This is a genomic window from Proteiniborus sp. MB09-C3 (genome assembly GCF_030263895.1).
In the GTDB taxonomy this organism is placed as follows: Bacteria; Bacillota; Clostridia; order Tissierellales; family Proteiniboraceae; genus Proteiniborus.
In genome coordinates this window covers 1,058,905-1,080,277 of record NZ_CP127161.1, presented here as the reverse complement: position 1 = coordinate 1,080,277, position 21,373 = coordinate 1,058,905, and the positions used below count along the sequence as shown (strand labels likewise).

At 36.5% G+C, this 21,373-nt stretch carries 14 protein-coding genes and 3 rRNA genes; all 17 read right to left on the bottom strand.

Features of this window, described 5'->3' with window-relative positions:
* Positions 1 to 185 precede the first annotated feature (185 nt).
* Entirely contained in the window at positions 186 to 1,127 is a 942-nt protein-coding gene (locus tag QO263_RS05070) for a DnaJ C-terminal domain-containing protein (RefSeq protein ID WP_285627167.1), read from the bottom strand.
* Between the two features lie 33 nt (positions 1,128 to 1,160).
* The gene (gene lepB / locus QO263_RS05065; protein WP_285627165.1) at positions 1,161 to 1,748 is read right to left on the bottom strand and encodes a signal peptidase I; all 588 of its coding nucleotides are present in this window, start codon (positions 1,746 to 1,748) and stop codon (positions 1,161 to 1,163) included.
* 15 nt (positions 1,749 to 1,763) lie between these two features.
* On the bottom strand, positions 1,764 to 2,285 hold the full coding sequence (locus QO263_RS05060) for a GNAT family N-acetyltransferase (RefSeq protein WP_285627163.1): 522 nt from the start codon (positions 2,283 to 2,285) through the stop codon (positions 1,764 to 1,766).
* Positions 2,286 to 2,343: 58 nt separating this feature from the next.
* Positions 2,344 to 3,219 (bottom strand): DMT family transporter, encoded by an 876-nt coding sequence (locus QO263_RS05055; protein ID WP_285627161.1) that lies wholly within the window; start codon positions 3,217 to 3,219, stop codon positions 2,344 to 2,346.
* Positions 3,220 to 4,072: 853 nt separating this feature from the next.
* Positions 4,073 to 6,409: a vitamin B12-dependent ribonucleotide reductase gene (locus QO263_RS05050; protein ID WP_285627159.1), complete on the bottom strand. Its 2,337-nt coding sequence runs from the start codon at positions 6,407 to 6,409 to the stop codon at positions 4,073 to 4,075.
* A gap of 472 nt (positions 6,410 to 6,881) precedes the next feature.
* Positions 6,882 to 7,382, bottom strand: coding sequence for a thioredoxin family protein (locus QO263_RS05045; RefSeq protein WP_285627157.1), 501 nt, complete (start codon positions 7,380 to 7,382; stop codon positions 6,882 to 6,884).
* 210 nt (positions 7,383 to 7,592) lie between these two features.
* Positions 7,593 to 7,709, bottom strand: a 5S ribosomal RNA gene (gene rrf, locus QO263_RS05040).
* Positions 7,710 to 7,786: 77 nt separating this feature from the next.
* Positions 7,787 to 10,726: ribosomal RNA gene (locus QO263_RS05035) — 23S ribosomal RNA — on the bottom strand.
* A 161-nt stretch (positions 10,727 to 10,887) separates the two neighbouring features.
* Positions 10,888 to 12,418, bottom strand: a 16S ribosomal RNA gene (locus QO263_RS05030).
* The 16S, 23S and 5S rRNA genes sit together here, the layout of an rRNA operon.
* A gap of 556 nt (positions 12,419 to 12,974) precedes the next feature.
* Complete coding sequence (lysS, locus tag QO263_RS05025) at positions 12,975 to 14,456, bottom strand: lysine--tRNA ligase (protein WP_285627155.1); 1,482 nt, start codon at positions 14,454 to 14,456, stop codon at positions 12,975 to 12,977.
* Between the two features lie 34 nt (positions 14,457 to 14,490).
* Positions 14,491 to 14,967, bottom strand: coding sequence for a transcription elongation factor GreA (gene greA / locus QO263_RS05020; protein ID WP_285627153.1), 477 nt, complete (start codon positions 14,965 to 14,967; stop codon positions 14,491 to 14,493).
* Positions 14,968 to 15,207: 240 nt separating this feature from the next.
* Positions 15,208 to 16,062: a hypothetical protein gene (locus tag QO263_RS05015; protein ID WP_285627152.1), complete on the bottom strand. Its 855-nt coding sequence runs from the start codon at positions 16,060 to 16,062 to the stop codon at positions 15,208 to 15,210.
* Positions 16,063 to 16,177: 115 nt separating this feature from the next.
* Complete coding sequence (locus tag QO263_RS05010; protein ID WP_285627149.1) at positions 16,178 to 17,146, bottom strand: DUF8754 domain-containing protein; 969 nt, start codon at positions 17,144 to 17,146, stop codon at positions 16,178 to 16,180.
* Positions 17,147 to 17,163: 17 nt separating this feature from the next.
* Entirely contained in the window at positions 17,164 to 18,141 is a 978-nt protein-coding gene (gene dusB, locus QO263_RS05005; protein WP_285627147.1) for a tRNA dihydrouridine synthase DusB, read from the bottom strand.
* 211 nt (positions 18,142 to 18,352) lie between these two features.
* Entirely contained in the window at positions 18,353 to 19,120 is a 768-nt protein-coding gene (locus QO263_RS05000) for a type III pantothenate kinase (RefSeq protein ID WP_285627145.1), read from the bottom strand.
* 60 nt (positions 19,121 to 19,180) lie between these two features.
* Complete coding sequence (locus QO263_RS04995; RefSeq protein WP_285627143.1) at positions 19,181 to 19,954, bottom strand: ECF transporter S component; 774 nt, start codon at positions 19,952 to 19,954, stop codon at positions 19,181 to 19,183.
* 163 nt (positions 19,955 to 20,117) lie between these two features.
* Positions 20,118 to 21,104 carry a biotin--[acetyl-CoA-carboxylase] ligase gene (locus tag QO263_RS04990; RefSeq protein ID WP_285627140.1) on the bottom strand — a complete coding sequence of 329 codons (987 nt, stop codon included), beginning with the start codon at positions 21,102 to 21,104 and terminating at the stop codon, positions 20,118 to 20,120.
* Positions 21,105 to 21,373: the final 269 nt, after the last annotated feature.

Below are 21,373 nucleotides of genomic sequence, written 5' to 3'. Positions count from 1 at the left end.
CTCACATACAGTTGTATTTAAAACAGTTATATATTTACAGTATACAAATTATTTTATCATAAATTACTTATTTTTCATATTTATCATTTCGATGTAAAAAGTCGCAGTCTCGCAACACAAATTTATTTCTGATAGAAGCATTCAGAAAATCGGCTTAAATGAAAACAAGGAGATAGAAAATGCTTCTATCCCCTAGGTTTGAATGTGGAAATCTCCTGTAGTCGTTGATATAACCCTTTTTCTTCATCAGTTAGATGTGGTGGATTTACGATTTTTATCCTTACGTACATATCACCCTTATTTCCATTCATATCCTTGTATCCTAAGCCTTTAAGCTTGATTTTCTCATCAGTTTGTATTCCCACTGGAACTTTTATCCTTACTTTATCTTTTAGCCCTTTTACCAGCACATCACAGCCTAGAGCAGCTTCCCACGGCGTAAGCGATAGTTCTTTTATCAAATCAATTCCTTCTAGTTTTAAATCCTTCTCATCTTGAATTTTGATTTTTAATAATAAGTCTCCATTTTTACCACCCTTTGAGCCTTTGCCGCCTTGTTCTCTTATCTTTATCTTTTTCCCTGGAAGTATGCCAGCAGGTATTTTCACTGAAATCGTCTTGGCTTCTCCTAACGCATTAATGCTTATAGTCTTGCTTGCACCTTCGTATGCTTCTAATAGATTTATCTCTATTTCAGATTCAACATCTTCACCCTTGACACTTTTGCTTTTTCTATTTGAGAACATGCTTCCTAAATCAAATCCTGAAGCTCTGCTTCCTCCATGTCCTCCAAAAAACATATTAAAAAAATCACTAAAATCAGAAGCATTGCCTGTTGAATAGTATTGATACCCACCATTGCCAAAACCATATTGAGAGGGATCAAAATCTGCTCCATTTTGAAAATTATAGTTTTGGCCAAATGTATCATATTTTTTTCTCTTTCCTTCATCGCCCAAAACCTCATGGGCTTCATTTATTTCTTTAAACTTTTCTTCTGCAGATTTATCTCCAGGATTTAAATCAGGATGATATTTTTTAGCTAGCTTTTTATAAGCCTTCTTTATTTCGCTATTAGTTGCGCTTTTTGATACTCCTAACAATTCATAATAATCCTTATATTTCACTGTAATTTCACCTCTTAAGATTCAGGTTTTATTCTATAGTAAGCCTATTTTATTAAAGGGAAATAATCTAACAATTACTTTTGCCCTTACATTTTTCAAAGGAATAGGCCCTATAGACCTACTATCTCTACTATTATTTCTATTGTCACCCATGACAAACACATGATCCTCTGGAACTTTTATACTTTTATTTTCCACAATCATCTCTTCCAGTATATAATCTTCTTCTAATAATTCCCCATTTCTATACAATCTATTATCTCTGAATTCCAATACATCTCCAGGCACACCAATAACTCTTTTTATAAGTAAGTCTCTATTTTTTCGTCTTAAAATTGTACTTACTATGGCACTGTCTTTAACTTCATCCATTAAGGTCCTATCTCTCATAGTATTGCCGTCTACTATTACTATGGATCCTCGTTTAGGAACATTTTTAAATATTTGATTGATTTTTACTGCGAATAGTCTATCTCCATGCTCTAGAGTAGGATTCATAGACGGTCCATCTACTCCAGTCATTTCAAAAATAAATACATTTATAAGCAAGGCTAAAACAAACGCAATCCCTATGCTTTTTATCCAAGACAGCAATTCTCTTGCTAAAGCGTTTTTAGTCATTTCAAAACCTCCTGTTTATCTGTGGGAAAATTTATTATTGTTTTCTAATCTCCAATAGATATATTTATAATCACAGCCCTGCATCATAAAACCGGCTCTTGTCAGGACCCTATGAGAAGGAATATTATTATTTAGAGTCACTGCTATTATAGCACTAATATCGGTCTGTGAAAATGCCCATTTTGTAAGTTCAATTAGTGCTTCTGTCATATATCCATTACCCCTATGCTCTTGGTCTAATCCATAGCCTACTTCAATTTCTCCAAAGCTATTAGGTGCATCCTTAAATCCAATTTCACCAACTATATAGTTCTTATCCTTAGGCACAATCTGCCAATAGGTATAATACAATAAATTCTCCCTATCTCTGCGTATACAGCCAATCTTTATTTGATATATCCCCTTCATCATTTCAGTAAGCTGCTTTCCAGTTACAGCTAATCCTAATTTCTTTTCCATTTCGGATTTGTTTTCTATGCAAAGCTTAAGATTATCAGCAGTTAAAGGAATGAGTTTTAATCTTTCTGTAGTTAACATGTTTGGCCCCCTTAACGCTATACTATTAATTTTCCATTCTCATTGTTCATAAAACAACTTATGCGACTTCCTTAAAAGCTACTTTGAAATCTATTTCAGTTATTACCATCCCAATTAGTATCAATATAGCTCCAATAAAGCCTTGACTGCTCAGTACTTCTCCCAATATGATATATCCGAATACAGCTGCAAATACAGGCTCACCCGTAAATATTAATGCTGCATGGGTAGGGCTAGTATATTTTTGTGCCACACTTTGAACAATAAAAACTCCCAAGGTACAGACTACGCTTAGTATTATTATATTTATCCATACATCATAGTTTGATGGAATTATAGGACTTTCAAAGGTTAATGATGTTATTAAACTCAGTATAGCACAAACTCCTATTTGAATAATTGCAAGTGCAACGGAATCACATTCCTTTGTATATTTTCCTATAAGTAATATATGAACTGCACATGTTATTGCACATATAAAAGTATATATATCGCCAATATTTATTCCTGATACATTTTTATTTAAAGTCAATAACCCTAATCCTATAAATGCTATGAATACACTAAAAAATACTTTTTTATCAGGAAGCTTTTTCATGAGTAGTGTTGAAAATATTGGAACTAATATTACATTGAATCCTGTTATAAATGCTGATTTTGAAGCTGTAGTATAATTAAGGCCTATTGTTTGAAGTCCATATGTGGCATATACTACAATACCTAAGACTATTCCATGTTTGAGAGTTTTTTTATCAGCCTTAATTATTTTCTTGAAGAAAACAATTAAGGATAAAATAAAAGCTATAGAAAATCTAAGAGCAAGAAAATTAAATGTACTTAATTCAGACAATGAGCTTTTAATCAATAAAAAAGAGGCTCCCCATCCTATAGTTACGAGTAATAGTGCTATATCTGCTTTTAATTGCTTTGACATGTATAACCTCCTATTAAATCTTTGTGACTAATCCATATTTACAACCTTAGATTTATTATATTTAATTATTTGTGTCTTGTATATATTAAATATAGTCTAATAAGGAATTATGTCCTTTTCCTTAGTTCTTAGCCATGTATTACCTCTCATTTTTATCATATTTATTAAAGTGACATCATAACATACAAATCATGAGCTAGGCAACATGCCTCTAAAATAAAAAAATCCCTCCTTTTTTCGGATGGATTGCGTAATAAAATACATGTCTATATTATCACTAAAATAGCGACTATACACCTTAAAACGTATAATATTACTAATCCATAGAGCAAAATGTGCAACAAAATCAATGGTTACTTTTTAGTGCCACTTTCAAAGACTTTTATTTGCCCCTTTAGCAGTTATGCTAATATAGATTAGTAAATAAACATTAGATTATACCTCTCTTTCATTACCATAATTATACTATATCAAATAATTTCTATACGTCAAGATAATAATTGGTAAAAATACAAAGCCTTGAAACTTCATAACATGAAAAAATTGAATTTATGAATGAAAGCCATAGAAAAATAAGGCAAAGCAAATGTTAGATATATTTTCACCTATAGCAGCAAAATTGAATAATAAAAAGATAATGGCAGAATTAAATGATTTATTAGTGAAGTATATATAGAACTTTATCATTAGTACCTTAGCATAATTCTCTTTGTATAATTATGCTTTTTCAATAAAAAAGCCATCTAGAATTAGAGTTCATATCTATATTCTTAGATGGCTTATAATACTTATTATTAAGAATTAACTTTAAAAACAGGTTTTATTTTGTATACTAGTTTCAAGCATTATAGTTCTAACCGCATTTAGAAAACCCACAGCTGCGGCAGATTACACATCCACCTTCGTGTTCAAGACCATTGCCGCATTCAGGACATGTGTTGCCTTTTGATTGAGGTTTTGTTTCAAGGCTTACTGAAATCTCACCTTCTCCTAATATTTCATTATTAGGAGCACAGCAGCATGAGTCTGAAATATTCTTTGTCTCTCTTTCAATCTCCATTGCTATATCATTTACAGTTGGATGCTCTTCATCTACATAGGTGTTCATTACTCTCTCTAGTGCTTTACCTATAGCATCAGGACATGAAAGAACCTTGATATCCTTATTAGTACCCCTTTGGCGTAGAGTTGAATGACATCTAATACCTTTTAATTGTTCCACCACTGATTTAACATCCATTCCTGATCTAAGTGCTATTGAAACTAATCTACTTGTGGCTTCACTTTGACTTGGACACCCTCCTGCTCTACCTACATTAGTAAATACTTCACATATTCCGTTTTCATCGTAGTTAACAGTAATATATAGGTTGCCACAGCCTATTCTAACCTTTTCAGTCATGCCTTGAGTTATTGCAGGTCTCATTCTAGGCTTTATGGCATTTTCATTATTCTGTTCCTTATCTTTCTTTGACTCTTCTTTTTTTGCCGTACTTAGCACTTGATCTTGTCTACTGCCATCTCTATAGATAGTAACGCCTTTACAGCCAAGCTTATATGCTAAAGTATATACTTCCTCAACATCTTCTTTTGTTGCTTCATGCTTAAAGTTTACGGTTTTTGATACAGCATTATCTACATGGTTTTGGAAGGCAGCCTGCATCTTTATATGCCATATAGGAGATATGTCATGTGCTGTTACAAAAACATTCTTTACATCCTCCGGAATCTCATCTATATGTGCTAATGTACCCTCAGAAGCTATTCTCTCCATTAGCTCATCTGAATAAAATCCCCTCTCCTTTGCTACTTCTTCAAAATAAGGATGTACCTCTACAAGCTTGTCATTATCCATTACATTACGTACAAATGAAATTGCAAATAATGGTTCTATTCCGCTGCTAGCTCCTGCTATGATGCTTATAGTTCCAGTTGGTGCAATTGTAGTAGTAGTGGAGTTTCTTAGCTCAATACCATTTGCCTTAAATATGCTTTTTTCGTGTGCAGGAAAAGTCCCCCTCTGAGCAGCTAGTTCAGACGACTTCTTCTTTGATCTTTTATCTATAAACTCCATGATTTTTTCTGCTAATTCTACAGCTTCATCTGAATTATATGGCAGTCCTAAATAAAATAATATATCTGCAAAGCCCATTATTCCTAGGCCTATTTTTCTAGTGGATTTAGTCATATTATCTATTTCTTCTAGTGGATATTTATTTACATCAATTACATTGTCTAAAAAATGTACAGCTTTATCTACTGTTTCTCCAAGTCTTGCATAATCTAGTTCATATTTTAAGCCATTTTTCTTAATCATCTTAACTAAATTAATTGAACCTAAGTTACAAGATTCATAAGGAAGTAATGGCTGCTCTCCACAGGGATTAGTACTTTCCATCTCCCCTAATCCAGGTGTTGGATTAGCTTTATTTATTCTGTCTAAAAATATTATTCCAGGTTCTCCATTATTCCAAGCCATACTAACTATATTATCAAATACTTCTTTTGCATTTAGTGAACTCACTGGCTGCTTAGTATGCGGATCTATTAATTCATAACTTTCGCCTTTTTCTACAGCTTCCATAAATTTTTCGGTTAATCCAACGCTTATGTTAAAGTTAGTAATTTCACTTGTATCTTGTTTACATTTAATAAATTCCATTATGTCAGGATGGTCTACTCTAAGGATTCCCATATTGGCTCCTCTTCGTGTTCCTCCTTGTTTTACTGCCTCAGTTGCTGAATTAAAAACCTTCATAAAACTAATTGGTCCTGAAGCTACTCCTCCAGTTGACTTAACTGATGAGCCTCTAGGTCTTAATCTTGTAAAACTAAAGCCTGTTCCTCCGCCACTTTTATGTATTAATGCCGCATTTTTTATGGCATCAAATATACCTTCCATGGAATCTTCAATAGGTAATACAAAGCATGCTGATAACTGTCCTAATTCTCTTCCTGCATTCATAAGAGTTGGTGAATTTGGTATAAATTCTAGATTAGTCATCATATCAAGAAAAACATTCTCTGTATCTTCTATATCTGCACTTTCATCATATATTTTATCTGCCTGAGCAATGTGCTTTGCAACTCTCTTAAACATATCTTCAGGAGTTTCTATTACATTACCCTCTATATCTTTAGTTAGATATCGTCTCTCTAATACCTTAATTGCATTTTCACCTAATTGCATTAAGCCACCTCCGCAAACTACATTTAGTGTAATTGTTATGTTTATATACTAGATATTGTACCATCTCATGTTTTTAGTGTCAATGACAGCAATACATAATTTTGGTAGATGTCCTGAATACAAGTATGTATTTTTCAATAATTTAAGCAAAGTTGTTGACTTATAATAAAAAAACGAGACTAAAGTAACAATATAAATTAATTCCGCTAGCCCCTACATAAGAAGAGTATTTTATTTCATATTATTTCAGTTACCCTCTATAAAAATACCTCTGAATTAAGTATTTGTTTGACTTAATTCCTGCCTAATTCCAGGCTTATCTGGAACTGAATACATACCATTTACCGGTTGATAATCGTAAAGGCAGGTTTTTTTAATATAGGATTAAGCGTCCTTTAATGATGCTCATGAATTAAATAGAGTACTTACTCAGGAAGCATGTTTAGTAAACAAAAAAGGAGCTTTTGCTCCTTTAGATTATTTCAAGAATATCTTTTAAAGTTTCCTGTGCATATTCACCTTTTCTGTATTTCCTCATGGTTACTATTATATTAGGTTGATTTCCTTTAGATACTACTTCCGTTACTTTTTTTGGATGTTCAACAAAACTGCCTAATTCTTTAAAGTTTTCATCATAAAAAACAAAAGTAGGTACTTTAACAATTCCATTATGAGTATATCTGCTGAAAAAGCCTTCATTTCCATCTTTTTTAACGATAGAAATATTAATATTTGGATTTAGCTCTTTCATTTTTTCTAATACAGGTACATTTATCATGCAATCAGGACACCACATTTCAGCACATACGAGTATGTTTATAACCTTATCAATAGATTTAATTCTTTCTATGTATTCATCCTCAAAGCTGATGGAATTAAGAATCTCTAAGGTCTTTTCTTTATAAGTACTGGTATCGGTATTTACAAACTCATCAAATGACATGCCTACAGAAAATAGTTCAAAACCATTCACTTATATTCCCCCCTTATAATATATAAAAAACCATGATATATAAAAACTATCCTGCTAAATTGTATTTCTTTTTTTATTAAATTATAATACATATTATTTTAAAATCAACTAGTATTATGTGGAATAAAGAGAAAATGTTCAAAAAATAAAAAAATCCAGCACGAGTATATTACTGGCTGTACATAGTTTTAATTTCCCAAAAAACAATAAATCCAGCAACGTCCTACTCTCCCAGGCGGTCTCCCACCAAGTACCATCAGCGCTGAAGGGCTTAACTTCTGTGTTCGGTATGGGAACAGGTGTGACCCCTTCGCTATTGTCACTGGATTTATGCCCTAATTTAATAAGGCTTCATATATTTAATTTAAGGCTTATACCTTAAAAACTACACAGCGTCCATATTTCTGGTCAAGCCCTCGACCTATTAGTATCGTTTAGCTTAAAGCATTGCTGCTCTTACACCTACGACCTATCAACCAGTTAGTCTTTCTGGGGTCTTACTCTGTTTACCAGATGGGAAATCTTTTCTTAAGGGGGGCTTCGCGCTTAGATGCCTTCAGCGCTTATCCCTACCAGACTTGGCTACTCAGCCATGCCCTTGGCAGGACAACTGATACACTAGTGGTCTGTCCATTCCGGTCCTCTCGTACTAGGAACAGCTCCTTTCAAATTTCCTACGCCCACGACAGATAGGGACCGAACTGTCTCACGACGTTCTGAACCCAGCTCGCGTGCCTCTTTAATGGGCGAACAGCCCAACCCTTGGAACCTGCTACAGCTCCAGGATGAGACGAGCCGACATCGAGGTGCCAAACCTCCCCGTCGATGTGGACTCTTGGGGGAGATAAGCCTGTTATCCCCGGGGTAGCTTTTATCCGTTGAGCGATGGCCCTTCCACTCGGCGCCACCGGATCACTAAGTCCAACTTTCGTTCCTGCTCGACTTGTAGGTCTCGCAGTCAAGCTCCCTTCTGCCTTTACACTCTTCGCACGATTTCCGACCGTGCTGAGGGAACCTTTGAGCGCCTCCGTTACTTTTTAGGAGGCGACCGCCCCAGTCAAACTGCCCAACTGACAGTGTCCCAAAACCAGTTTCATGGCCTATGGTTAGAACTTCAGTATCATAAGGGTGGTATCCCAACGACGACTCCACCAATGCTGGCGCACTGATTTCTCTGTCTCCCACCTATTCTGTACATAGGATACCAAAATCCAATGTCAGCTTGCAGTAAAGCTCCACGGGGTCTTTCCGTCTAGTCGCGGGTAACTCGCATCTTCACGAGTACTACAATTTCACCGGATCTCTTGTTGAGACAGTGCCCAGATCGTTACACCTTTCGTGCGGGTCGGAACTTACCCGACAAGGAATTTCGCTACCTTAGGACCGTTATAGTTACGGCCGCCGTTTACTGGGGCTTAAGTTCTTACCTTCGCTTGCGCTAAGCATTCCCCTTAACCTTCCAGCACCGGGCAGGTGTCAGCCCCTATACTTCATCTTTCGATTTAGCAGAGACCTGTGTTTTTGGTAAACAGTCGCCTGGGCCTATTCACTGCGGCCGAAGGAGGCTTATGTGGCTTGCACTTCACCTCCCTCGGCACCCCTTCTCCCGAAGTTACGGGGTTAATTTGCCGAGTTCCTTAACAAGAGTTCTTCCGCTCATCTTAGGATTCTCTCCTCGCCTACCTGTGTCGGTTTGCGGTACGGGTACCTTTAGGCTTGATAGAAGCTTTTCTTGGCAGTGTGGATTCAGTTAGTTCGCTACTTGTATTTCGCTCCCCATCACTTCTCAGGATATTGTATCTACGGATTTGCCTTTAGATACTCCCTACTTGCTTAGGCACACTCAACCAACGGTGTGCTTAACCTATCCTCCTGCGTCACTCCTTCTCTTTTAGCGCCTTCTGGTAGTACAGGAATTTCAACCTGTTGTCCATCGCCTACGCCTTTTGGCCTGGGCTTAGGTCCCGACTAACCCTGAGTGGACGAGCCTTCCTCAGGAAACCTTAGGCTTTCGATGGGTGAGATTCTCACTCACCTCTCGCTACTCATGCCAACATTCTCTCTTGTATACTGTCCACTACTCCTTTCGGTATAGCTTCTACCTGTATACAATGCTCCTCTACCGATACTTACGTATCCCACATCTTCGGTGACTAGTTTGAGCCCCGGTAATCTTCGGCGCAAGACCACTCGACCAGTGAGCTATTACGCACTCTTTGAATGTGTGGCTGCTTCTAAGCCAACATCCTGGTTGTCTGTGTAGTCTTACATCCTTTCCCACTTAACTTGTACTTTGGGACCTTAGATGGTGGTCTGGGCTGTTTCCCTTTTGACTATGAAACTTATCTCACATAGTCTGACTCCCAAGTATATGACTGTGGCATTCGGAGTTTGATAGGTTTTGGTAACGCATGCGCGCCCCTAGACCAGTCAGTGCTCTACCTCCACGTCACTTTCCTTGAGGCTAGCCCTAAAGCTATTTCGAGGAGAACCAGCTATATCCGGGTTCGATTGGAATTTCACCGCTACCCACAGGTCATCCGATAGCTTTTAAACGCTAAGCGGTTCGGTCCTCCATTGAGTTTTACCTCAACTTCAACCTGCCCATGGGTAGGTCACCCGGTTTCGGGTCTACGACATGCAACTTAATCGCCCTATTTAGACTCGGTTTCCCTACGGCTCCATACCTTAAGTACTTAACCTTGCTGCATATCGTAACTCGTTGGCCCGTTCTACAAAAAGTACGCGGTCGTTCATATATAGAACTTCCACTGCTTGTAAACATAGGGTTTCAGGTTCTTTTTCACTCCCCTCCGGGGTTCTTTTCACCTTTCCCTCACGGTACTATTCTCTATCGGTCACTAGGTAGTATTTAGCCTTGGGGGGTGGGCCCCCCTGCTTCCCACAAGGTTTCTCGTGTCTCGTGGTACTCTGGATCTCAGCTGGTGGGTTATCTATTTCGTATACTGGACTTTCACCTTCTGTGGTGGGCCTTTCCAGACCTCTTCTACTATAGATTTTCCCTACCGTTATGCTGGTCCGCAACCCCAGTAAAGTTACCTCTACTGGTTTGGGCTCTTCCCCGTTCGCTCGCCGCTACTTAGGGAATCGATGTTTCTTTCTCTTCCTCAGGGTACTTAGATGTTTCAGTTCCCCTGGTCTGCCTTCTATCTACCTATGGATTCAGTAGATGATTCCTAAGGTTCTCCTTAGGTGGGTTTCCCCATTCGGATATCTACGGATCTATGTCTACTTGCGACTCCCCGTAGCATTTCGGTGCTTATCCCGTCCTTCTTCGGCTCCTAGTGCCAAGGCATTCACCCTATGCTCTTAGTATCTTGACCAGTTAAAAATTGTAGCTTTATTTATCAATTCTGTCTTGATTTTAAAACTTTCTTACGCTGTGTAGTTTTCAAGGTACAAGTTGACAACCTGTGTTGTCAATTAAGTTGAAAGACTTTGTTAGCCTCTCAAAACTGAACAGTGAAAAGGTACTTCTCCTTAGAAAGGAGGTGATCCAGCCGCACCTTCCGATACGGCTACCTTGTTACGACTTCACCCCAATCATCGATCCCACCTTCGACAGCTGCCTCCTTTCGGTTAGCTCACTGGCTTCGGGTGTTACCGACTCTCATGGTGTGACGGGCGGTGTGTACAAGACCCGGGAACGCATTCACCGCGACGTGCTGATTCGCGATTACTAGCAACTCCGACTTCATGTAGGCGAGTTGCAGCCTACAATCCGAACTGGGATCGGCTTATTGGGATTTGCTTAACTTCACAGTCTTGCTTCCCGTTGTACCGACCATTGTAGCACGTGTGTAGCCCAGGACATAAGGGGCATGATGATTTGACGTCATCCCCACCTTCCTCCGGTTTGTCACCGGCAGTCCCTCTAGAGTTATCAGCTTTACCTGTTATCAACTAAAGGCAAGGGTTGCGCTCGTTGCGGGACTTAACCCAACATCTCACGACACGAGCTGACGACAACCATGCACCACCTGTCTCCTCTGTATCCGAAGATAAAGGATTATCTCTAATCCGATCAGAGGGATGTCAAGCCCTGGTAAGGTTCTTCGCGTTGCGTCGAATTAAACCACATGCTCCGCTGCTTGTGCGGGTCCCCGTCAATTCCTTTGAGTTTCAGTCTTGCGACCGTACTCCCCAGGCGGAGTGCTTAATGCGTTAGCTGCGGCACTGATGGATGTCTCCACCAACACCTAGCACTCATCGTTTACGGCGTGGACTACCAGGGTATCTAATCCTGTTCGCTACCCACGCTTTCGTGCATCAGCGTCAGTTGCAGTCCAGAGAGTCGCCTTCGCCACTGGTGTTCCTCCTAATATCTACGCATTTCACCGCTACACTAGGAATTCCACTCTCCTCTCCTGCACTCAAGCCCTTTAGTTTCAAATGCTAACTACGGTTAAGCCGTAGCCTTTCACATCTGACTTAAAAGGCCGCCTACGCACCCTTTACGCCCAGTAATTCCGGATAACGCTCGCCCCCTACGTATTACCGCGGCTGCTGGCACGTAGTTAGCCGGGGCTTCCTCCTAAGGTACCGTCCGTTTCTTCCCTTAGGACAGAGCTTTACGACCCGAAGGCCTTCTTCGCTCACGCGGCGTCGCTGCATCAGGGTTTCCCCCATTGTGCAATATTCCCCACTGCTGCCTCCCGTAGGAGTCTGGACCGTGTCTCAGTTCCAGTGTGGCCGTTCACCCTCTCAGGCCGGCTACTGATCGTCGCCTTGGTGAGCCGTTACCTCACCAACTAGCTAATCAGACGCGGGACCATCCCATACCGATAAATCTTTGACTCACGTATCATGCGATACTTGAGCTTCATGGGGTATTAATCCCGGTTTCCCGAGGCTATCCCCCTGTATAGGGCAGGTTTCCCACGCGTTACTCACCCGTCCGCCACTAACTATATTAATTTCAATCCGAAGACTTCCATTAATATAGTTCGTTCGACTTGCATGTGTTAAGCACGCCGCCAGCGTTCATCCTGAGCCAGGATCAAACTCTCATATAAAAGCTTTTGTTTTCCTGTCACTCGTTATGACGTTGACATGTATTTTTAAGCGTATCTCAAAATTTGAAATTTTGGATGTTTGCTTGTGACTTCTCACTGTTCAGTTTTCAAAGACCAACTATTATTTCGCCCGTTAGGGCTATTGTTATGAGTGTCCATTAGGACCAATTTTGTCATCCTTCGTTAAGATCCTCTTTGAGAAGATTTACTAGAGACAACTTTTATAGTTTAGCATTTTCAATCTTATTTGTCAACACTTTTTTAAAAACTTTTTTTGTGTTTTTTACTCTGTCGTTTGGTGACGACTTTATTAATATAACACATTTTTTATTCTTAGTCAACTACTTTTTTGCTTTTTATTTTCTCCCTGTTTTTTAGGGCAATTACTAATATACCATGTAATTTATACTATGTCAACAACCAATTTTAATATAAAAATGATCAGAAAAACAAAAACACATATGATGCTTTTCTACATCACATGTGTTTTAAACAAAGTAACTATAGTTTCACCTATTAAATTTTAATTTCAGACCCATAAGGGTACTTTCATTCACTACTTATCTATTGGCTTCATTGTAGGGAACAATATTATATCTCTAATAGATGCTGCGTTAGTAAGAAGCATTATTAATCTATCTACGCCTATTCCCAGCCCGCCTGTAGGTGGAAGCCCTACCTCTAAAGCATTGATGAAGTCTTCGTCCATTGGATGTGCTTCTTCATCACCTGATTCACGTTGTCTAAGCTGTTCTTCGAATCTTTCTTTTTGATCAATTGGATCATTTAATTCTGAGAAAGCATTAGCTATCTCCCATGTATTAGCAAAAGCTTCAAATCTATTTGTAATTAAAGGATTGTCTGGGTTTCTCTTTGCTAATGGCGAAACTTCTACAGGATGGTGCAATATAAAGGTTGGCTGCATCAAATCTTTTTCGCAAAACTCTTCAAATGCTAAATTTACAAGATGTCCCTTTGTCATATGACTTTCAACTTCTAGATGCAGTTGTTCCTTTGCAACCTTCCTAGCTTCTTCATCACTTTCTAAAGTATAAAAATCCACACCAGTTTTCTCTTTAACTAGGTCGTGCATAGATGCTCTCTTCCAAGGTGGTTTAAAATCTATTTCTGTTCCTTGATAGTTTACTACAGTAGTGCCATTTACTTCTTCTGCACAATATGCAACTAGCTCTTCTGTTATTTTCATCATACCTTCATAATCTTCATAGGCTGAATATAATTCTATATTTGTAAATTCCGGATTATGTTTAATAGATATACCTTCATTTCTAAACATTTTTCCCATTTCGTAGACCTTATCAAAGCCACCTACTATAAGCCTTTTTAGATAGAGCTCATTTGCTATCCTTAACTGCATATCTAAATCTAAGGTATTATGATGAGTAAGGAAGGGCTTGGCTGCTGCTCCACCAGCAACTGTAGTAAGTATCGGTGTCTCCACCTCTAAATATCCTCTATCATCTAAAAATCTTCTTATGGCTTTAATTATTCTATTTCTCTTTATGAATGTTTGTTTTACCTCTGGATTCATTATTAGGTCAACATATCTTTGCCTATATCTTAAATCAGGATCTTTCAATCCATGAAATTTTTCTGGTAAAATTTGTAGAGATTTTGATAATAAAACGACTTCCGCAGCCTTTATGGAAATCTCTCCAGTCTTCGTCTTAAATACTTCTCCTTTTACTCCAACTATGTCCCCTATGTCATAGGTGCTAAACAGTTCATAGTCTTCCTGTCCTACAATATCTACCTTTAAAAATATCTGTATCCTGCCTTCACTGTCTTGTATATCTGCAAAGCTAGCCTTACCATGGCCTCTTTTTGTCATAATCCTTCCAGCCACGGATACTTCTTTACCTTCCATTTCATCAAAATTCTCTTTGATTTTGCTGCTATAATCTGTTACGCTATACTTTTCTATTAGAAACGGGTCTTTGCCTATTTCCCTTAAATTCTTTAGTTTTTCTCTTCTAATAAGTAGCAATTCATTAAGGTTATTTTCCTCATTAATCATTTGAACCCCTCCTAGTACATTCCTTGTACTATAGTTATCTGCTAATAGATACTATTTCGTACTTTATTACTCCATCTGGAACTTGTACTTCTACTATATCACCAGCTTTTCTTCCAATCAAGGCCCTTCCTACTGGAGATTCATTAGAAATTCTTTCTTCATATGGATCTGCCTCTGCAGAACCAACTATTGTATATTGGATTTCCTCATTAAATTCAATATCTTTAACAGTTACTCTTGAGCCAATACTCACTATCTCAGCTGATATATCTTCATCGTCTATTACTCTAGCATTTCTTAATGTCCTTTCAAGTTTAGCAATACGTTCTTCTAAACGAGCCTGTTCATTTTTAGCTTCATCATATTCTGAGTTCTCGCTTATATCTCCAAAAGCTAGCGCTTGCTTTATCCTATCAGCTACTTCTTTTCTCCTAATTGTTCTCAGCTCATCATATTCTTCCTCTATCTTTTTTAGCCCCTCAGCAGTTAAAAAGATTTCTTTTTCTGTCATTTCCCTCTCTCCTTTATAAAAGATTTGTTATAGAAACATTTTCCTAATTAATTTATCAATATAATTTCAATCATGTTTATCGCAATATATATTTTTATAAAACAATTATATCTAGTAGTACCGCTTTAATCCACGTTAAACAAGAAGCACCGTAAGTATCTTACAGTGCCTACCCTTTATTTATGATGACTATTATAATTTAGTAATCATTCATTGTCAAGAGTATATCAAAACATATATTTACTTTGATAAAAATACGGATTTGTTACGCTTTCTACCATAATAAATATCCACAAGCTCTTTGATTTTATAATTCTTTCCATTGGCTCTAAGTTCTATTGGATTAATATAATCCTGGTTTTTTATGCCTTCATAGATATATGAAGAAACTTTTTCTCCAAATGAAAAAGTTTCAGGATTACTTTTAAGTATTCCACTATTTCTAAATAATAAATCTGTTATTACTATTAAATCTTTTCTATTGCTATTTATAGACTCAAGTATTCTTCCTACGCTAACATCAATTATAATTGTACCTCTTTTAATATTATATGTATCTAATTTTGCGTCAGAAACCATGTTAATAATTATATCAAAATTTTGAACTCCTTTATCTATTTTTCCTATCAATTGAAGCGATAGTCCTGTTTCAATTAATACTTTTTTCCCTAATTTCTCGCCAAAAGCCATATCCTTACTCATAATAGTCAAAAACCTTAAATCTTTTGCACTATCAATAGCTAGTTTTTCAGTTAAAATTGTATCATCACTAATTATTAACATTTCTTTATCATTTAATAATTGGTTTCTTAATTTGCATATTTCTTTCAATACATATAAAATACAGTTTATAATCTCACTTCTGCCTTTTAGAACCTTTAGTCCACATTTATCTTCTATCTCTTTAATATCTTCCTGAGAAAGAGTTTGCATCCTTTCTATTATTAAATTTTCTGCATCTTCTGTTTTAATTAGGTTTAATGCACTAATGAGCCTTGATAAATATTCTGACTTAGATAAATTTTTATATGTTATAAAAATTCCAGCTGCATACCCACAAACAGTATTTCCTTTATCTCTCTCAATATTACACACTATTTTAGGTTTTATTCTCTTCTGAAACAATAAAAAAATGTTATCAGGTATGTGCTTCAATATTCCTTTTCTCAAATAATTGTTATAGTCATTTGGTTCTAAAACATATATAAATTTACCCTGACACCCTCCTATCCCCTTCCAATATTATATTATTCGATGAAGAAGTATTATTTCTCCCACTAAGATACTCTATTCTAGGTCTAAACTCTAATTCATCTAGCAGCTTTTCAAAATCCTTGCTCTCCATATTCTCGGGATTTCTCCCAGATAACGCCACTATTGCCGCCTCTATTACATTTGTTCCAAAGGATCTTCCATTGAATTCAGGTGTGGTAGTGACTAAAAGCTTTACTCCTCTTTTTGCTAAATCTTCAATATCGCTTGATGTAATTGTATTTGTAATAATTATTTTTCCTTCCATAGTTTCTGGCATATATTTTTTTATATACAAATAGTCTCCTGCTATAATATCTGCTTCTTGAAAAAACCTGTTGAACTTATTGTTAGGAACAGCATCTTGGCTCTTTCCAGTAGGATACAACATATGAAAAGGCAGCTTTAGTATTAGTGGGGCTATGATTCTTGCGATATTGTATAAGGTATTATATGACTTAATCTCTAAAGGTATTCCTAAGGCAAATATTATGTCTCCGTATATAATACAGCTTCCATGTTCCTCAAAAGCATTGGCCATACCATATCTATCTAGTGCTGATGTAATTAAAACTTTTTTATTCTTTAAACTTACAATATCTTCTCTATTTATGAGTCTTATTATTCTTCTTTCCAGAGTATCTTTTAAAAAAGTTCCATCTAAAATTGGTGTTTTAGAAGCAGCTTGTTTTAGTGGAATCGAATCCTTAATTATATATCTTTTATCTTTACATCTTAGATAAATATCTATTCCACCTAATCCAAAGGCATCTACTTTTCCGTCCATATCCTTGATAAGCTGTATTGCCTTCTTCTTATCTCCGTCTGTGCCTATTCTTTCAATTATTATGTCCTGACCCAGTATATTAGTCTCTACCCTGTGATTTCTTCTAGATGAACCGATACTAATACTAACTACTCTCTTCATCCCAATACCTCCCCTGACTAATTTTCCCTTATTAGTTCTTTATAGTTTAAAAGCTCCCTTTCCATCTGTTCTCTATCAGCTATTGTATTTATTTTATTTTTTACTTCTGCTGAATCTCTCATACCTTTAATATACCATGCAATATGCTTTCTCATTTCTTTAATCCCTATTCTATCCCCTTTTAATTTACATAATGCCCTTAAATGTTCTAAACACACATCTAGTCGCTCTGACGGTAAAGGCAATGGAATATGAGTTCCATTTTCTAATAGAGCTACAGTTCTCTTAAATAGCCAAGGATTACCCCTACTGCCTCTACCTATCATTATTGCATCGCAGCCTGTCTGTTCTATCATCCTAAGCCCATCTTCAGGTAAGCAAATATCTCCATTTCCTATAATAGGTATTGTTGTACTTTCTTTTACTTTCTTTATTATATTCCAGTCGGCAGCCCCAGAATAAAACTGTTCTCTAGTTCTGCCATGAACTGCTATTGCACTGGCTCCACTATCTTCTATAATTTTAGCAATATCCACTGCATTTATACTCGAATCATCCCAACCCGCTCTAATTTTTACTGTAATAGGTTTATTAGAGACCTCCGTAACTTCTTTTACAATTTTTCCAATTAATTTAGGTTCTTTCATCAATGCGCTTCCATCTCCATTTTTCACTATTTTAGGAGTTGGACAACCCATGTTGATGTCTACAATATCTATATCATTTCTTTTATTTAGGTTATTATATACAACGCTTTTCATGACTTCTACATCAGAGCCAAATATCTGTAAAACTGAAGGTCTTTCTCTTTCATCTATAATCATTAGCTCTTCTGTTTTTTTATCCTTATAATAAAGTCCTTTTGCACTTACCATTTCACTATATACAAGTCCTGCCCCCATTTGTTTGCATATTACTCTGAAAATCACATCTGTAACCCCAGCCATAGGAGCTAGAAAAACTCTATTTTTTATCTCAATATTACCTATTTTCAACTTATCACTCCCTGTATATTGTCACCAGCATCTAAAGTATAATGAAATAAATGCTCACGATTTCGGACATGAATAATTCTATAACTCATTATATTCCTTTTTCTTTCTTTATTATATCCATATTAATACATTAATCCCGCAACACAAATTTATTTGCTGATAGAAACATTCAGAAAATTGGGTTAGGTCATAAAAAAACAAGTAGCTTAAGCTACTTGTTTTTTTCGTATATCATTCTCAGTCCTTCAAGAGTAAGCATTCTATCTATATTAGTTATGGTTTCTGATTCGCTTGCAATTAAGGTTGATAGTCCTCCTGTTGCTATTACAGCTTTTACTTCGTCACTCATCTCTGCTTTCATTCTCTTGACTATATAGTCTACTAATCCCACATATCCATATATAATCCCTGACTGCAAGCTACTTACCGTATTTTTATTGATTACTTTTTCTGGCTTCACTATTTCTATTTTAGGAAGCTTCGCAGTTTTTTGGAACAATGCTTCACTTGAGATTATTATACCAGGAGATATAATACCACCTTCGTATTCTCCATCTTTCGATATAGCACAAAAGGTTGTCGCTGTTCCAAAATCTACTATAATTATTGGCCCGCCATATTTTTCATAGGCTGCAACTGCATTTACTATTCTATCTGCTCCGACTTCTCTAGGATTATCATATTTAATGTTTACACCAGTTTTTATTCCCGGTCCCACTATTAGGGCTTCTTTATTGAGGTATTTTATACTCACTGCTTGTAGTGTATGCATTAGATTAGGGACAACAGATGATATTATTACACCCTCTACATCCTCTATATTTAACCCATTATATTTAAACAGCTGGTCAATAATAATCCCATATTCATCTGAGGTCTTATCTTTATCAGTTGATATTCTCCAGTCCTTAAGTAGCTTTTCTCCCTGAAAAACCCCAAGAACCGCATTAGTGTTTCCTACATCACATACTAAAATCATTGTCCCACCTACTTTTGTAAAATATAATCTTCGAGAATCCGAAGTTGTTTTATATCATTCTTACTTTGATTGTTTTCTCATTCCTAATATTACACTTGTAACTATTATGACGGCAATTATAATCTCTGGTATTCCGTTGGCTATTCCAACTCCTAAAATCACCTTTCCTGCTAAATCAGGGTCTCCACCCATCATCTCCACAAACCATCTGCCATAGAACACATATATCATACCTAAAACCCCTACTGTATTAGTAAGAGTTCCTAATATAGTACTTAGCATTACATCTAGTGCATTGTAATTTAGCTTTTTATAGGATATCACACCAATAAATAAGGTAAAAAGCACCAAAGCCCCGCTAAATATCAGCCTTCCTAGACTAATGCTTCCTGATGAATATACTCCTATGTTCTTTACAAATGAGAAAGATAAATAAGCTAGCACTGCTGTCCAGATACTAATCAAGATAAACACGGAAGTTTTTTTATTCATCTTTCTAACAGCTACAAATGTATAATAGGATACTAGTCCTATCAACACTCTTGGTAGTATAGATACTAATGGATTATAAAACACTGGTGATATGACTGTTGGTGTAGTAATAGCTCTAATTAAGCTAAAAACACCAAATATGAGCCCAACAAGCATACCTACTATTGGGCCTTCTACTATGGCCCCAATAATTACTGGTATGTGCATTATAGTTGCATTTGTAGGCCCTACTGGTATAAATCCTATTGGAGTCATACCTAACACTGCTGAAATGGCGCCAAGCACCCCCACGATGGCCATCTTCCTAACATTAAAAGATGACTTTGCAAAAACATTTGACATTAAAATCGCCTCCCGCTCTAGTTCCTTAAAGGATACCAGTCGAATTATTATAAATTATATTTACAGCAATGTAGTCCAATTCCTAGAGGATACTGGCTACATTACAATTTCATTTTAGCAACTTTTATACATATGTGCAATAATATATATTTTTTTTCATATTTTAAATATATCCGTATAGTCCTCTCACTGATACTTCTCCAGAAATTACTTTAGATATATTGCCTTCCTTGTCTTTAACTATTAGCTCGCCATCTTCGTTAATATCTATGGCCTTGGCTTCTTTTTCCTCTCCCTTTATGATCAATCTAACATTTTTCCCAATAAGAGCTGAGTTTTCCTTACATATTTTTATTGCTTCTTCTGTGCTATTGTCATTAATAAGTTTATTATATAAAGCTTCAAAATTATTTAGTATGAGAGCCACTAATTCTCTTCTATTAATCTCCTTACCTGTTTCATTTTTTAGTGATGTAGCCATATTTAGGATTTTCTTTGGAAATTCATCATTGTCTATATTAGCATTGATTCCAATGCCTACTACTAAATAATTTAATCTATTTAATTCTCCGCTCATTTCGGTCAATATACCACAGACTTTTTTGCCATTGAGAACTATATCATTAGGCCATTTTATTTGTGTTATCACTCCTATTTGATTAATTGCCTTCCATACTGCAGCAGCAGCAATCTGAGTGATTTTAGCTGCATCTTGCGGCTCTATTTGTGGCTTGAGAATAATAGACATCCATATGCCTTTCCTATTAGGAGATGACCAGTCTCTTCCAAGCCTTCCTCTTCCATGAGTTTGTTCTTCAGCTATGACTACAGTTCCATGACCTTCATTGTTATAGACAAGTTCTTTAGCTTTTATGTTTGTAGAATCTATTGAATCATAATAAAATATTTCTCTGCCAATATGTTGAGTACTCAAATACTCAGATATTTCTTCGTAATTAAGAATATCAGGCGTTGACAAAAGCATGTGTCCTTTTCTGGATACAGACTCTATCTCATAGCCTTCTTCTTTTAAACCATTAATATATTTCCAAATAGCAGTTCTGCTTACGTTTAATTGCTCACTAATCTCTTGACCAGAGACAAATTCGTTTTTGTTGTCCTTAAGTAGTTTTAGTATTTTTTCTTTCAATTTGTAACCGCCTTTCTATGCTTGTTGAGCAACAGCAGATTGTGTGAAAATCATTTTCCATTAAAGTTCCTTCATGGATAGCTCTTCGTAAATGAAGCCTATACTACCATCTCAGTATTACAGCTTTCACACAGTTTGATGTGGCGTTCCACTCTACGATATTCAGAGCAATGTGACATCGCTTCCTACATATATAATAAAACAATTTTATAATAAAATCATTAGTTATTCAAAAAATAGTTAAGGACGCCCAATGGGCGTCCCTGCAT

Excerpts from the sequence above, each read along its gene's own strand:
- QO263_RS05000 (WP_285627145.1), bottom strand. The coding sequence starts at position 19,120 with ATGATTTTAGTATGTGATGTAGGAAACACTAATGCGGTTCTTGGGGTT.
- QO263_RS05055 (WP_285627161.1), bottom strand. The coding sequence starts at position 3,219 with ATGTCAAAGCAATTAAAAGCAGATATAGCACTATTACTCGTAACTATA.
- greA (WP_285627153.1), bottom strand. The coding sequence starts at position 14,967 with ATGACAGAAAAAGAAATCTTTTTAACTGCTGAGGGGCTAAAAAAGATA.
- QO263_RS05010 (WP_285627149.1), bottom strand. The coding sequence starts at position 17,146 with ATGAAGAGAGTAGTTAGTATTAGTATCGGTTCATCTAGAAGAAATCAC.
- QO263_RS05060 (WP_285627163.1), bottom strand. The coding sequence starts at position 2,285 with ATGTTAACTACAGAAAGATTAAAACTCATTCCTTTAACTGCTGATAAT.
- QO263_RS05050 (WP_285627159.1), bottom strand. The coding sequence starts at position 6,409 with ATGCAATTAGGTGAAAATGCAATTAAGGTATTAGAGAGACGATATCTA.
- QO263_RS04995 (WP_285627143.1), bottom strand. The coding sequence starts at position 19,954 with ATGTCAAATGTTTTTGCAAAGTCATCTTTTAATGTTAGGAAGATGGCC.
- lysS (WP_285627155.1), bottom strand. The coding sequence starts at position 14,456 with ATGATTAATGAGGAAAATAACCTTAATGAATTGCTACTTATTAGAAGA.
- lepB (WP_285627165.1), bottom strand. The coding sequence starts at position 1,748 with ATGACTAAAAACGCTTTAGCAAGAGAATTGCTGTCTTGGATAAAAAGC.